General features: G+C 68.3%; 12 protein-coding genes. 4 read left to right on the top strand and 8 right to left on the bottom strand.

The window, feature by feature from the left end:
• Positions 1-24: 24 nt before the first annotated feature.
• Positions 25-927 (bottom strand): alpha/beta fold hydrolase, encoded by a 903-nt coding sequence (locus ACFQS9_RS08535; protein WP_378403503.1) that lies wholly within the window; start codon positions 925-927, stop codon positions 25-27.
• Positions 928-1,012: 85 nt separating this feature from the next.
• On the opposite strand from ACFQS9_RS08535, the gene ACFQS9_RS08530 reads away from it, so the two are divergent.
• Entirely contained in the window at positions 1,013-1,567 is a 555-nt protein-coding gene (locus tag ACFQS9_RS08530; RefSeq protein WP_378403501.1) for a CGNR zinc finger domain-containing protein, read from the top strand.
• Here ACFQS9_RS08530 and ACFQS9_RS08525 read toward each other — a convergent pair.
• Complete coding sequence (locus ACFQS9_RS08525) at positions 1,555-2,793, bottom strand: YhgE/Pip domain-containing protein (RefSeq protein WP_378403686.1); 1,239 nt, start codon at positions 2,791-2,793, stop codon at positions 1,555-1,557. The genes ACFQS9_RS08530 and ACFQS9_RS08525 overlap by 13 nt on opposite strands.
• A gap of 52 nt (positions 2,794-2,845) precedes the next feature.
• On the opposite strand from ACFQS9_RS08525, the gene ACFQS9_RS08520 reads away from it, so the two are divergent.
• Positions 2,846-4,885, top strand: a complete 2,040-nt coding sequence (locus ACFQS9_RS08520; RefSeq protein ID WP_465269921.1) for a serine/threonine-protein kinase PknD — start codon at positions 2,846-2,848, stop codon at positions 4,883-4,885.
• Between the two features lie 95 nt (positions 4,886-4,980).
• On the opposite strand, the gene ACFQS9_RS08515 is transcribed toward ACFQS9_RS08520, so the two are convergent.
• The 3 genes from ACFQS9_RS08515 to ACFQS9_RS08505 all read right to left on the bottom strand — a co-directional run bounded on the left by ACFQS9_RS08515 (position 4,981) and on the right by ACFQS9_RS08505 (position 9,075).
• Complete coding sequence (locus ACFQS9_RS08515; protein ID WP_378403499.1) at positions 4,981-7,338, bottom strand: MMPL family transporter; 2,358 nt, start codon at positions 7,336-7,338, stop codon at positions 4,981-4,983.
• A 34-nt stretch (positions 7,339-7,372) separates the two neighbouring features.
• Entirely contained in the window at positions 7,373-8,026 is a 654-nt protein-coding gene (locus tag ACFQS9_RS08510) for an acyl-CoA-like ligand-binding transcription factor (protein WP_378403497.1), read from the bottom strand.
• A 113-nt stretch (positions 8,027-8,139) separates the two neighbouring features.
• A complete protein-coding gene (locus ACFQS9_RS08505; RefSeq protein WP_378403495.1) occupies positions 8,140-9,075 on the bottom strand; it encodes a methionyl-tRNA formyltransferase in 936 nt (311 codons plus the stop codon).
• A 119-nt stretch (positions 9,076-9,194) separates the two neighbouring features.
• On the opposite strand from ACFQS9_RS08505, the gene ACFQS9_RS08500 reads away from it, so the two are divergent.
• A complete protein-coding gene (locus ACFQS9_RS08500) occupies positions 9,195-9,995 on the top strand; it encodes an alpha/beta fold hydrolase (RefSeq protein WP_378403493.1) in 801 nt (266 codons plus the stop codon).
• 15 nt (positions 9,996-10,010) lie between these two features.
• On the opposite strand, the gene ACFQS9_RS08495 is transcribed toward ACFQS9_RS08500, so the two are convergent.
• The 3 genes from ACFQS9_RS08495 to ACFQS9_RS08485 all read right to left on the bottom strand — a co-directional run bounded on the left by ACFQS9_RS08495 (position 10,011) and on the right by ACFQS9_RS08485 (position 12,895).
• On the bottom strand, positions 10,011-10,742 hold the full coding sequence (locus ACFQS9_RS08495; RefSeq protein ID WP_378403491.1) for a MerR family transcriptional regulator: 732 nt from the start codon (positions 10,740-10,742) through the stop codon (positions 10,011-10,013).
• Positions 10,743-10,868: 126 nt separating this feature from the next.
• Positions 10,869-11,363, bottom strand: a complete 495-nt coding sequence (locus ACFQS9_RS08490; protein ID WP_378403489.1) for a carboxymuconolactone decarboxylase family protein — start codon at positions 11,361-11,363, stop codon at positions 10,869-10,871.
• A 107-nt stretch (positions 11,364-11,470) separates the two neighbouring features.
• A complete protein-coding gene (locus ACFQS9_RS08485; protein WP_378403487.1) occupies positions 11,471-12,895 on the bottom strand; it encodes a serine hydrolase domain-containing protein in 1,425 nt (474 codons plus the stop codon).
• Between the two features lie 117 nt (positions 12,896-13,012).
• Here ACFQS9_RS08485 and ACFQS9_RS08480 point away from each other — a divergent pair, with 117 nt between their 5' ends.
• On the top strand, positions 13,013-13,639 hold the full coding sequence (locus ACFQS9_RS08480; protein ID WP_378403485.1) for a class I SAM-dependent methyltransferase: 627 nt from the start codon (positions 13,013-13,015) through the stop codon (positions 13,637-13,639).
• Positions 13,640-13,664: the final 25 nt, after the last annotated feature.

Genomic DNA, 13,664 nt, shown 5'->3' with positions numbered 1-13,664 from the left:
AGACCGACCACAACCGATGCGAGGTCAACCCTTCGCGGCGGCTGTGAACCGTTCGCGGATGAAGGACCCGTCCTCGAGGGTGGGTGAGCGCCTTTCGAGGAATTCGGAGACGAGCGGGGCGATCTCGGGGAGGTTCTCCTCCAGGGCGAAATGCCCGGTGTCGAACACGTGTAGCTCGGCGTCCGGCAGGTCGCGCAGGTACGCGCGGGCCCCCGGCTCGGGGAAGAAGGCGTCACCGCGCCCCCACAGGATCAGCGTCGGCGGCTGGTGCTCCCGCAGCCATGCCTGCCACCGGGGGTAGAGGGCGACGTTGCTCTTGTAGTCCAAGGCCAGGGCGCGCTGGGCGTCTTTGCGGCCGGGCAGGTCGAGGAAATGCTGGTCGAGCGTCCATCCGTCGGGGGCGATCAGCTCGGTCTTGGTGGTGCCGCCCTCGTACTGGCCCCGGGTCACCGGCAGCGTGAACAGCCCGTCGAGTTGGTCGGCCGGCGCGGCGATTGTGTCCCTGGCCAGCTCGGACAGTCCTTCGTCGTACGCGTTGGCGTTCTGCACGATCAGGCCGGCGATCCACTCGGGATGCCGGGTCGCCAGTCGAAGCCCGATCGGGCCGCCGAAGTCGAAGAGGTACATGACGAAGCGGTCCAGCCCCTTCGCGGTGACGAAGCCCTCCAGCACATCGGCAAGACGGTCGAAGGAGTAGACGAAGTCGGCGGGCGCCTCGGTGTGGCCGAATCCCGGGTAGTCGGGCGCGATCAGCCGATAGCGGGAGCCGAGCGCGTCCATGAGTCGACCGAACTGGTGCGAGGCCGTCGGAAAACCGTGCAGCAGCAGGAGCGGCACCCCGTCCTCGGGACCGGTCTCGCGGTAGAAGACCCGGACGTCATCGACGTCGACGTATCCGTGGCTGATTCGGGGGATCTGGATCGTCATCTCACATGCCTCTTTCGGTCGATGTTGCATTAGTTCTAGTCGGCGCCTCGCTAATGTGTCAAGTGATTGATGTAGCATTAACCACATGGGGTTTCTGACCGGCGAACCGCTGGCGCTGGATCTGATCAACACGCGCGCGCACACCCCGAGCGGGGTGATCGACGCACTGGACACCGCCGAGAGCTTCGAGTCCTGGCTGGCCGAGCAGGGTGACCGGCTCGCCCCGCTCTCGTCGCCGCCCACCGCAGCCGACCTCGCCGCGGTTCGGGTGTTGCGCCGTCACGTGGCCGAAGCGGTGGAGCAGGTGCGGCAGGGCGCTCGGCCGTCGCCGGACGCGGTGGAGGCGTTGAATCGGGCCGTCCGGGCGGCGCCGCCGTACCCGGTCGCGACCTGGGACGGCGCGAGGCTGATCGCCGACATCCGCCGAGACGGCGACGAGCGGGACCGGCTGCTCGCCCGGCTGGCCGAAGCCGCCGTCGAGTTGCTCACCGATCCCGACGTCGTCAAGGTGCGCGGGTGTGAGGGCCCGCACTGCACCATGCGGTTCCTGCCCGCCCACCCCCGCCGCCGCTGGTGCTCACCCGCGCTGTGCGGCAACCGCGTTCGGGTCGCGCGCTACCACCAGCGTCACAACGGCTGACCGTGCGCCGGGCGGACCGCCCCGCGGTGGAAGCCCTTCCTGTCGTAGAGCAGCGTCACCGTCGCGCCGAGAACCAGGCCGATCACCAGGCCCACCAGTGTCATCAGCACGGCGTGGGCGAGGTCGCCCCCCGCGCCGCTGGTGAAGTAGAGCAGTGCCCTGGTGCCGAGGAACACCTGGTGCATCGGCTCGAAGTTCGCCAGCCAGCCGTAGATCGGCGGGGTCGCCTCGATCGGGATGGTCGCGCCCGAGGACGGCAAACCGAGGATCACGAACAGGATCAGGTTGACCAGGAGGCCGACCGTCCCGAAGACCGCGAGCACCGACAGCGCGGTGATGCCGACCGCGGCGATGGCGAACGCGCCGAACATCCACAGCCCCAGCGGGTTCGGGACGGGCATGCCGAGGGCATGGCCGATCGCCAGGTACAGCCCCGAGACGAGCGGGGCGAGCACCACCATCACGGCCCACTTGACCAGCAGCGTCCGGAACCGGGAGATCTCGACCGTCGGGTTGTGCACGTACCGCGGGCCGAACTCGGTGGGCGCGAACCCGAGCATCCCGTCCGCCAGCGCGTTCACGATCATGCCTCCGGTGAACCCGGCGAGCAGGAGCAGCAACGCGTAGTAGAACGCGGACAGGCCGTTGCCGGTCCCGTCGGGCAGCGGATTGTGCGCGGTGGTGAGCACCTCGATCGGTTCGGCCAGGCTCAGCCGCGCGGCACCCGCGACCGCGGGAGCTCCCTCGGTCGCGGCGAGCTGAGCGTTGACCTGCTCGGTCAGTTGCGCGCCGACCTTGTCGTTGACCGCGTCGAGGGCCGGCCAGGCGATGCCCGTGACCAGCCCGACGCCGAAGGTCCCGGCGCGGGGGTTGGTGTAGACGGTGATGACGGGCTTCTCCACGTCGCCGGGAACGACGCCCGCCTTGGCGAGGATCAGCAGTCGCTTGGTGAAATCGCTGGGGATGACGATCGCCCCGTAGATCTCGCCCTTGTCCAACCGGGACCGGGCCTGTGCGATCCCGATCCGTTGCAGGTCGACCTTGTCCGCGGGGATGTTCGCGACCAGTCCGTCGGTGATCTGGTTGCCGAAGTTCTCCGGTTTGTCGCCCTCGGGGGTGCTCACCGTGTCGCCCTCGTCCTGATTGACGATGGCGAGCGGGAAGTCGTGCAGGTGCGCCCGCGCGTCGAGGATCCCACCCAGGTACAGCGCCGCGAGCAGGGACATCAGCAGCGACACCACGACGAGCGGCGCCAGCCAGAATCGGGGCGTGCGCACGATGTGCGTCGGACGGTCGGTCGAACCTCGCCCCTGCAATGCCACAGTCGCCACCCCTCGTCCGTGGAAGCCTGTTTCCCGATTGTCGCAGCAACGACGGAGGCCGGCAGCGCATCGCGCCGGCCGAGCCGTGGATGAACCCGATCGGCATAGAATTTCGGGCAGGGTCGCTCTGCCGGTTCTGTCGGGGAAACCGAAGGCGGTGATCGATGTGGGCGGGGAACTCGAGCCGGGCACGATTCTCGCCGGTTATCGGATCGAACGGGTGCTGGGTCGAGGCGGGATGGGCGATGTGTACCTCGCCGATCATCCGAATCTGCCTCGCAAGATTGCCCTCAAGGTGTTGCGCGCGTCGTGGACCGGCGACGATTACGTCCGTTCGCGCTTCGAATTGGAAGCCGATCACACGGCTCGGCTCGAGCACCCCAACATCGTCGCCGTCCACGACCGCGGCCGGGAGGGCGATCTGTTGTGGATTTCGATGCAGTACGTTGCCGGAGTCGACGCCAAGCAGGCGCTCGAGTTCGGCCCGCTGGGCGTCGAGCGCGCTGTGCACATCATCTCGGAGACCGCCAAAGCCCTCGACTACGCGCACGGCGCCGGCGTGCTTCACCGCGATGTGAAGCCTGCGAACATTCTGCTCGCCCCCGGCGATCCCGAACGCGTGCTGCTCACCGATCTGGGCACCGCGAAGTCCATGAACGAGACGCTTCACCTGACCCAGACCGGCATGCTGGTCGCGACCCTGCTCTACGCCGCACCCGAGCAGATCCGGGGCGGCGACGTCGACCACCGCGTCGACATCTATGCGTTGGGTTGCACGTTCTTTCACCTGGTAACCGGTCAGCCACCCTATCCGGGCAGCTCGGCCCCCGCGGTCATGCACGCCCACCTGAACGCGCCGATTCCGAGACCGAGCGCGCTTCGCCCGGAATTGCCCAGGGCGTTCGACGTCGCCATCGCCCGAGCGATGGCCAAGAACCGCGACGATCGCTTCTCCACGTGTAGAGAACTCGTTGACGCCGCCCGTGCCGCGTTGTCGAGTGCACAAGAATCGGTAACTCGACCGGCGCCGCATGTCGTCGATCCGTCGACAACCGAGGGAACCGAGCCGGCTCCCGAAATGGTGCACCCGGACCGATTCGCCGACTCGACCGCGCCGACCCCCCGAATGCCCTGGTGGCGAAGAAGATTGGCGATCGTTGCCGCCGTGGTGGCAGCGCTGATCGCTGGTGCGACGGCAATGTTCATCGTGTGGCCCGGATCGCAGCCCCCGTCAGCGCAGGTCGTACTGCCACTGAAAGACCTCGACGAGCCCTTCGGCTTGGCGATCGGTGGCGACGGCGATGTGTACGTCGCCGATCAGAAGAACAATCGGGTGATCATGCAAGAGGCCGGCGCCGACAGCCAGACTGTCCTTCCGTTCACCGGACTCTCCCTCCCGTCCGGCATCGCTGTCAGCGACCGCGGCGATGTCTATGTAGCAGACTCGGCGAACAACCGGGTTGTGCTGCTCAGGCCCGGTTCCGACTCGCCGACGGTGCTGCCGTTCACGGATCTGAAAGCGCCCCTCGCGGTGGCCGTGCGCGGGTTCGGTGACGTCTACGTAGCGGATGCGATGAACAACCGGGTTCTGGTGCTCCCAGCCGGGTCGAGTACGGCAACGGTGCTCCCGTTTCCCGGGCTCATCGGTCCGTACGGCGTCGCCGTGAACGATCGCGGAGACGTGTATGTCTCGACAGCCAACAATGCAGTTCTGACGCTGAGCGCCGTGTCGGGAACGATGACTGTGCTGCCGTTCACGGACGTCAGCGGCGCCGACGCCGTCGCGGTGAGCGAGTCTGGGGACGTGTTCGTCGCCGACGGCCTGCACAACCGGGTCTTGATGCTGGCGGCGGGTTCCGACGAGCAGACCGTCCTGCCGTTCACCGGGCTGGACGGACCTGTCGGGCTTGCCGTCCACCGCAACGGGGATGTGTACGTCGCCGACGTAGGCAACGGTCGGGTGCTCATGTTGCCGGCGGGATCTGTTCGAAACTAGCGGCAAGAGATGGCGCCGTTGCGATTGTGCAGCAACGACCGAGGCCGGCAGCGCAGCGCGCTGCCGGCCTCCGTCGTTGCGGTGGGGGGGTCGCCTCAGCGGGCGGCCACCGGCTCCTCCTCGTCGAGCGCCTGGTCGGGCAGCTCGCGCTGCAGCTTCTCGCCCTCGATGTCGACGTTGGGCAGGATCCGGTCCAGCCACGCCGGGAGCCACCACGCCCTGTCGCCCAGCAGGGCCATCACCGCGGGGATGATCACCATGCGGACCACGAAGGCGTCGAAGAAGACCGCCGCGGCGAGGGCGAAACCGATCGACTTGATGAACGAGTTCGGCTCCGCGATGAAGGCCGCGAACACCGACATCATGATCAGCGCGGCGGCGGTGACCACCCGCGACCCGTGGGTGAACCCGATCGTCATCGCGTCCTTGGCGGAGGCGCCGTGGACGTACTCCTCGCGCATCCGGGTCACCAGGAACACCTGGTAGTCCATCGCCAGGCCGAAGACCACGCCGATCAGGAAGATCGGCATGAAGCTGACCAGCGGCTGCGGGTTCCCGATCAGCCCGCCCCAGCCGTGCTGGAAGATCGCGACCGTGGCGCCGAAGGTGGCCGCGACGCTGAGCAGGAAGCCCAGGGTGGCGGTCAGCGGCACCAGCAGCGACCGGAACACCAGCGTCAGCAGGATGAACGCCAGGCCGACCACCACCAGCAGGTACGGGATCAGGGCGTCCTGCAGGCGGTCGGAGATGTCGGTCTCGAGCGCGGTCTGGCCGGTGACGCCGTAGTCGACGCCGATCCGTTCGTGCATCCCGGCCTCGCTGTCGCGGATGGCCTGCATCAGGTCGACGGTCGCCGGATCGGTCGGTCCGGTGGTGGGCGTGACCAGGACCTGCGCGGTGTCGCCCGCCTGGTTGACGCCGATCACCTGCGCGTTGGCCACGCCGGGCTGATCGGTGATCGTCCGCACCACGTCACCGAAGGCCTCGGGTGCGGGGACGGTGGCGTCTCTGGCGTCCACGACCACCATCAGCGGGCCGTTGCGGCCGGGGCCGAAGCCCTCGTCGATCAGGTCGTAGGCCTGCCGGGCACTGGTCGCGGGGTCGCCGGTGGCCTGGCTCGGCAGAGCCAGCTTGAGGCCGGCCGCGGGCACCGCGAGCACGGCGAGCAGCAGGACACCGCCGATCAGCGGGATCAACGGGACGCGGGCGACCCAGCGGGCGTAGCGCATGGCCGGTCCCGGCTGCATCGAGCCGGACTCGGGGTCCTTGGCCTTGACGAACGGGATCCGGCCCGCGAACACCTTGCTGCCGAACAACCCCAGCATCGCGGGCAGGAAGGTCAGCGCGATCAGCACCGCGATGAACACGGAGAATCCGGCGGCCATGCCCATGTCGGTGAGGAACTTGATGCCGACCACCCGCAGCGCGACGAGCGCGATGATCACGGTCAGGCCCGCGAAGACCACGGCGGATCCGGCGGTGCCCACGGCGCGTCCGGCCGCCTCCTCGCGGTTGTCGGTGACCGTCAGCTCGTGCCGGAAGCGCGAGACGATGAACAGGGAGTAGTCGATGGCGACGGCGAGCCCGATCATGATCGCCAGGGTCGGCGTCATCGATCCGAGTTCGGTGAATCCGGTCGCGATGGTGATGCCGAGGCTGCCGATGCCGACGCCGATGATCGCGGAGATCAGCGGCAGCCCGGCGGCGACGAGCGAGCCGAAGGTGATCATGAGGACGACCGCGGCCACGGCCATGCCGATCAGCTCGGTGGTCCCGCCGGGCGCCTCCTGGACCTGCGCGGCGCTGCCGCTGAGCTGAACGTTCAGCCCGGCGTCCCGGCCGATCTGGGCGGCGGCGTCGATCTGGGCGGTCAGATCCTCCGTGACGTCGGTGACCTCGCCGGTGAACGGCACGTCGACGTAGCCGACGGTCCCGTCCGCGCTGAGCGAGGACAGGGCCTGGGCGTCGGCGAGCGCGCGGTCGAGCGGCTTGCCGGACTGCTGTGCCTGCTGGGTGACCATCTCGAGCAGGCCGTCGTGGGCGACCACGGGGTTGACCAGGGCCGCGCTGCGTTCGCCCGCGGCGGGCGGGGTGGCGGGGTCGGCCTTCGCGGCGGGCTGGACCTGCTCGATGCCGCGCACCTTGTCGAGCACGGCGTCCATCGCGGCCTGGTTCGCCGGGTCGGTCAGCGACTGGCCGTCGGGCGCGGCGAAGACGAACCGCGCGCTCAGCGAGTTGAAGGGGTCGCTGCCCGCCGCCTCCGGGAAGCGCTCGGCCATCAGGTCCTGCGCCTGCTGCGCGGGCGTCCCCGGGATGGAGAACGAGTCGCTGGTCGGTCCGGAGAGGGTCGCGGCGCCGACGCCCATCAGGACGAGGAGGGTGAGCCAGATGGACAGGACCGTGCCCTTGCGCCGGTAGGCGAACTTGCCGATCCGATAGAGATAGGTGGCCATGGAGGACCCTTCGTTTCGAGGTGGGACGGGTCGGTCAGTTCTGGGTGGCGGCGGGAGCGGAGCCTGCGGAGCGACCCGACGGTGAGGCCGGCTGCGGGATGCCCGCGCGGAGCTGGCGGAACGCCTCGGTGACGAGCTCGCCGGGGGTCGCGTAGTCGGAGGTGCCCTGCATCCAGAGTTCGATCGCCGCCCTGGCGGCGGCGCCTGCGGCCATCTGCAGCAGGTTCGGGTACAGGTCGCGCTCGACGTCGGTGCCGGTGCGTTCGGCGATCGCCTCGCCGAAGATGCGGGTGACGCGCCCGTGTAGTTCGGGCCGGCGGGCCAGTAGCGCGGGGCTCTCCTCGACGAGCGCCATCACGGCGAAGGTGTCGGTGAGGTCGCGCTCGGGATCCATCACGATGCCGACGACCAGCGATTCGAGTGAGTCCCAGATGGGCTCGTCGGCCGGGCGCTCGCGGAGCTTGCGCACCCACTCGGTCACTTCGGTCTCGAAGCGGTAGAGGATGGCCTCTTCCTTGGACGGGAAGTAGTTGTGAAAGGTGCGCGTGGAGACGCCCGCCTCGGACGCGATGGCGTCCGCCGTCACGCCGTCGACGCCGAGCGTCCTGGCGAGCCGGACCGCGGCATCGCTCAGTGCCTGTCGGGTGGCGGCCTTCTTGCGGTCGCGCAGGGGTAGTTCCTGGGTCACGCCATCTACTGTACGAATTTTGCAGACCTCTGCAAGGTTGCAGAGGTCTGCAAAATTGGTGTGGTTGCCCACACTCGACGCGGCTCGGTGACGGCCGTCACCGAGCGGGGTCGTCAGCTCAGGTAGCCGCCGCCGTGCGGGAAGAACTCCTTGCCGGTCATCTCGGTGCCGTCGTCGAGGCGGACGCGCTCGATCGACAGGCCCCGGTTGCGGCCACTCCACGCGTCGGGGCCGGTGACGATGACCATGCCGTCACCCTCGTGGATGAAGACCCGGCCGGGGGTGCCGCCGTAGCAGCCCTTGGACACCGAGGACTCGATGACGCGGATGCGCTGGCCCTTGAAGTGGGTGAACGCGTTCGGGTACGGATCGGACTGCGCGCGGACGAGCCGCTCGATGACCTCGGCGGGCCAGGTCCAGTCGATCCGGCTGTCCTCGGTGGCGCGCTTGTGGAAGAAGGTGGCCTGCGACCGGTCCTGTGGCGTCCAGTCCGTGCGGCCGGACTCGATCAGGTCGAGGGCGTCGACGGTGATGGGACCGATCATGTCGACGGTCCGGTGGAACAGGTCGGTGACGGTGTCCTTCGGGCCTACCGGAGTGGAGCGCTGCAGCACGATGTCGCCGGCATCGAGTTCCTCGTCCATGAGGTGCGCGGTGAGGCCCACCTCCTCCTCGCCGTTGATGAGCGCCCAGATCAGCGGGGAGAACCCGGTGTACTTCGGCAGCAGCGAGTCGTGGATGTTGAGGGTGCCGTAGCGGGGTGCGTCGAACACGTCCTTGGGCAGCCAGGTGCGCCAGTTGTTCGCGACGATGATGTCCGGTTCGGCCTGCTTGAGCGCGGCCTTGAAATCCTCGTCGGGCTTGTTCGCGATGTGCACCGGCACGCCGTGCTCGGCGGCGAGGTCGGCGACCGAATCGGCCCACATCTTCTCGTATGCGTGGTCGCTCTTGGGGTGGGTGACGGCGAGCACCACCTCATGTTTGGAATCCAGCAGCGCCTGCAGGGTACGGTGACCCCAGGTCTGGTATCCGAGCGTGGCGACTCTCAACGGGTTCCTCCTGGCCGAGCGCGACAATTGCCGTCGATGTGATCGACGCGGGGCTAGCTTAGGCTATCCATAGCGCCGGTGCCGGGCCGCGTCCCGGTTCCCGCCAGAAAGGCTCGTCGATGCCCCTCGCCACGATCAATGGGATTCAGCTGAATTACCAGGTCAAAGGCTCAGGCGATCTGGTCGTCCTGATCATGGGGACCGGCAGCCCCGGTCGGGTGTGGGACCTGCACCAGGTTCCGGCGCTCCTGGCCGCGGGATACCGCGTGTGCACCTTCGACAACCGTGGCATCGCGCCGACCGACGAGTGCGTGGACGGCATCACCATCGAGGACATGGTCGCCGACACCGCGGCGCTGATCGAGCACCTCGGCGGTCCGGCCCACGTGATCGGCACCTCGCTCGGCGCGCGGGTCGCGCAGGAGCTCGCGCTCACCCGTCCCGAGCTGGTTCGCAAGGCAGTCTTCCTGGCCGCGCACGGTCGCCGGGTCGCGCTGCAGAAGGCGCTGTCCGAGGGGGAGCGGGAACTGGACGCACAGGGCATCACGCTGCCGGCGAGCTACCGGGCCGCGATCACCGCGGTGCTCAACCTCTCGCCCGCCTCGCTGGTCGACCAGATGGCGGCGCAGGACTGGCTCGACATCTTCGCCTTCTCCAAGGCCGAGACGAGCCGCGGGGTGCGCGCCCAGCAGAACCTGGACGACTTCGGTGACCGCCTCGCCGCGTACCGCCGGATCACCCGGCCCTGCCTGGCGGTGGGGTTCGCGGACGACCGGTTGGTGCCGCCGCACTTGGCCGCCGAGGTGGCCAAGTCCATCCCGGGCGCCAACTACGTGGAGCTGCCGGACTGCGGCCACTACGGCTACCTCGAGCGCCCCGAAGCGGTGAACTCCGCGATCCTGGACTTCCTCACCGGCTAGCTTCAGGTTTCGCCTCTATGAGTTGGGCGAGCCTTTCACGAGTTGGGCGAGGCGGTCCCAAGCCGGGGACGACGCTCCGGGCTGGGAAACTGCCGCCAGCCGGGCGATAGTCGGGTTGTGGACGGGGCGGGTCTCGGATCGGCTGTCGCGGTTGGCGAACCAGTTCCGGGTGCGGTCCGCGAGGGCGGGGAGGCGGGCATCGTCCGGCGACCAGTCGTAGGCGGCGTCGTGTTCGAGGTAGACGACGCGGAACTCGGGATCGGCTATGAGCTCGCGTTTTTCGGCGATCCACACGGCGGCGTCCTCGGGTGAGGCGGTCTGCATGAGGATCCAGCCGTCGCGTTCCAGGCGCAACTGGCGCTCACTGACGCCGAGCTCACGCAACTCGCCGAGATAGTCGGCGACTTCCGGGGAGACGAAAAGCCGGTCACCGCCGCGCAACTGGGCGAGTTGATCGCGGGTTCGCCGCAGCTGCGCGATGCGGTCTCGGAGGTTGCGATCGATCTCCGAGATGGCCGCGGTGAGCGCGTCCGAGCCGGCCTCGAGGAGGTCCTTGATGCGGGCCAGTGGCACGCCCGCATCGGCCAGGGTCCTGATCTTGACGAGGTCGATCGCGTCTTGGGCGGTGTAGCGCCGGTAGCCGGACGAGTCGCGATCGGGCTCGGCGAGCAGACCGCGCTCGTGATAGTGGCGGATGGCCTTGGTGGTCACCCCGGCGTAGTCGGCGAGCTGGCCGATCGTGATCATGTTGGACATCCTTGCACTGGGCGACGAGGACGCGCCGCTCGCGCGGGGTCGGCCGGTGGCGGGGCTTCACCTCGGGAGGTGGAGCCCCGCCCCTGCCCTGAGCGGCCTCGTGACGGAGGGATCAGGTCAGTCCCACTGCTCGTCGGCGAGCGAGGCGACCGGCTGGGGCTTGCCGATCAGGGCCAGGGCGATGAAGAAGTTGATCTGGCCGATCGCAATGGTGAGGGTGGCCAGTGCCTTCTCGTCGTAGTGCCGGGCCGCCTCCGCGTACAGCTCGTCGCTGACGCGCTCCTTGCCGTGCGGGGCGGGCTGGAGGACCGCCTCCACGAGGGCCAGCGCTGCTCGCTCGGCCTCGGTGAAGTACGGGGCGTCCTGCCAGGACGACACGGCCGTGATGCGCTCCTCGGACTCCCCGGCCTTGCGGAGGAAACCGGTGTTCAGGATGGTCAGGTAGGTGTTGCCGACGATCTGCCCGGCGCGCAGGTGGACCAGGCTCATCGTGGCGCGGGGGACCGACTGGTTGCCGGTGGCGCGGAACAGGGCGGCGCTGATGTCCTTCAGCTCCGGCACGAACTCGCCGGGGTTGGGCATCCGCGAGATGGAAGTGGTGGTGTTCGTCATGGCTGCTGCTCTCTTTCGGTTGGCGTCTACACAGCACTGACGCTCGGGGCGGCGGGAGTGTGACAGGTTCCGGGAAATCTCTTTGCTGCGACGCGAATTCCTGACGGTCAGGCCCGGCGGGTCAGGCGGCCGCCGCCGTTGCGGAAGCGTGCCTGGCCGTCGCGGACGTCGTGGTAGGAGACGAGTAGCAGTCGCAGGTATCCGTCGAACGCCTCGAGCGGGTATCCGGCGGGTGCGAACAGGCCGGGCCGGAGCGGTACGTAGCGCTGCGGCGGGGCGGAGGTCATGCCGCCGGCGAACTCGGTGAAGATCCGGTCCTGCGATTCGTCCGCCGGTTCGTAGGTCACCCGCTCCTCCAGCTGTCCATCGACGATGCTGACGTCGATGCGGAGCTGATTGGAACGGTAGGTGCCCACGTACGGGGTGAGGTCGACGTCTTGCTCCAATTCGGTGATCAGCGTGGGGATCTGGACGCCGAGATGCTCGCTCAGGAGCCACTGCAGGATCTGGTCCTGCAGCATGATCGCCCCCGGCGTGTTACCGAAAGCGGTGAAGACCAGGTCGTGTTCGGGCACGACGCACAGGATGGACACCCCGCCGGGCGACGCGCCCGACATGGCGAGGACGGTCGTGTCGTCGAACGGGTACAGCACCCAACCCAGGCCGATCGGCGGGACGTTCGGGCTGGCCATGTCGTAGGCGACCTGCTGCATCAGCGCGGTCGACTCGGTCGAGAGGACCCGTGTGCCGGAGGGGGATTCACCGCCCGCGAGGTGGGTGCGTCCGAAGGCGAGCAGGTCGGCGATGGTGCCGATCGGCGTGCCGCCTGCCGGGCCCCAGGTGTCGGGCAGCGTGAACATGCCGGTGGGCTTGGCCGCCATCGTCTCCAGGTCGTTGAAGTGGCCGACCGCGGTGCTGCGCAGGATGGCCTGCTCGGCCGAGGTGCAAGAGTCCTGCATGCCGACCGGCGCGTAGATGTCGCGCTCGAGCAGGTCGGGGAAGGGCAGGCCGGTCACCACCTCCAGCAGACGTCCCGCGATGATCATGCCGCCGTTGGAGTAGCTGAGCTGCTCTCCGGGTTCGAACAGGGTGCCGCCGTTGCTCGCGAGGCCGTCGGCGTAGGTCTTGAGGGCGTCGCGGCCCTTGGCATCGGGGAAGTACAGGTCCGCGTCGATGCCGTTGGTGTGCGAGATCAGGTGGCGGACAAGGATGTTGTCCGCCGCGCCCGGTGCGGTCAGGGCGAAGTCGGGTAGGTACTTCACCACCGGCGTGTCGAGGTCCAGGACTCCGCGCTCGACCTGTTGGAGAACCAGCGTGGTGGTCAGGACCTTGGTGACGGAGCCGAAGAGGAATCCGGTGTCTTCGAGCATCGGTGCGCCGGTGGCGACGTTCGCGGTGCCGTGCGCGACGACGATCTGCTCGCCGGCGTGGTAGACGCCGGCGACGAAACCGGGGACGTTGTTCGACTCGCAGTAGGCGGCGGCCTGTTCGCGGATCTGGGCTTCGATGGTGTGCAGTGCGTTGTTGGTCATGCGATCCATCGTCGAACCTTGCCCCAGGGGCAAGGTCAAGCCCCGAACAAAAAAACTTCAGTCGCGTCCCCAATCGCTCTGGTCTGTAGTCGATGTGCGTCGACGATCATGGACGGCATGGAGAACACGAGCGCCCGACAAGGCGACATCGTCCGAGAGTCGTACTCGGCCAGATCCCAGGAATACGTGGATCTCTTCGGCTCGGTGACATCGACACACCCATCCGATCGGGCTCTGGTGAGCAGCTGGGCCGCCACCCTGACAGGTCCCGTGCTGGACGCCGGGTGTGGTCCGGGGCAGTGGACAGACCTCTTGGCCCGGTGCGGACTGGCCGTGAGCGGGATCGATCTGGTTCCTGAGTTCGTCGAACGAGCTCGTGTGCAGTATCCAGATCTCTCCTTCGAGGTCGGCGGCTTCGAGGCGTTGGACGCCGCGCCGGGATCACTGGGTGGTGCCCTTTGCTGGTACTCACTCATTCACCACAGTCCCCAGGACATCCAGACTCCGCTCGCCGAGTTCGCGCGCGTGATTCGGCCGGGCGGAGGGTTGTTGGTGGGCTTCTTCGAGGGAGCGACCGTAGGGGCCTTCGACCATGCCGTCACCACCGCCTATCGATGGCCTGTGGCTGAACTCGGCCAGGAGTTGGTCACGGCAGGCTTCGAACTGATCGAGACGCATACCCGAACGGGGAGCGGCTACAGGCCTCACGGCGCAATCAGCGCACGCCGACAGAGCGCCCGGTGAGGGATTTCACTGCGACTCGACATCG

Origin of the sequence: Rhodococcus daqingensis, assembly GCF_042665615.1 — a bacterium.
Taxonomy (GTDB): Bacteria; Actinomycetota; Actinomycetes; order Mycobacteriales; family Mycobacteriaceae; genus Rhodococcus_G; species Rhodococcus_G daqingensis.
Note: the sequence above shows the minus strand (reverse complement) of the source record. Positions and strands in the feature narration are given on the sequence as shown.

Excerpts from the sequence above, each read along its gene's own strand:
- ACFQS9_RS08535 (WP_378403503.1), bottom strand. The coding sequence starts at position 927 with ATGACGATCCAGATCCCCCGAATCAGCCACGGATACGTCGACGTCGAT.
- ACFQS9_RS08530 (WP_378403501.1), top strand. The coding sequence starts at position 1,013 with ATGGGGTTTCTGACCGGCGAACCGCTGGCGCTGGATCTGATCAACACG.
- ACFQS9_RS08525 (WP_378403686.1), bottom strand. The coding sequence starts at position 2,793 with ATGTCCCTGCTCGCGGCGCTGTACCTGGGTGGGATCCTCGACGCGCGG.
- ACFQS9_RS08520 (WP_465269921.1), top strand. The coding sequence starts at position 2,846 with ATGTGCGTCGGACGGTCGGTCGAACCTCGCCCCTGCAATGCCACAGTC.
- ACFQS9_RS08515 (WP_378403499.1), bottom strand. The coding sequence starts at position 7,338 with ATGGCCACCTATCTCTATCGGATCGGCAAGTTCGCCTACCGGCGCAAG.
- ACFQS9_RS08500 (WP_378403493.1), top strand. The coding sequence starts at position 9,195 with ATGCCCCTCGCCACGATCAATGGGATTCAGCTGAATTACCAGGTCAAA.
- ACFQS9_RS08495 (WP_378403491.1), bottom strand. The coding sequence starts at position 10,742 with ATGATCACGATCGGCCAGCTCGCCGACTACGCCGGGGTGACCACCAAG.
- ACFQS9_RS08490 (WP_378403489.1), bottom strand. The coding sequence starts at position 11,363 with ATGACGAACACCACCACTTCCATCTCGCGGATGCCCAACCCCGGCGAG.
- ACFQS9_RS08485 (WP_378403487.1), bottom strand. The coding sequence starts at position 12,895 with ATGACCAACAACGCACTGCACACCATCGAAGCCCAGATCCGCGAACAG.
- ACFQS9_RS08480 (WP_378403485.1), top strand. The coding sequence starts at position 13,013 with ATGGAGAACACGAGCGCCCGACAAGGCGACATCGTCCGAGAGTCGTAC.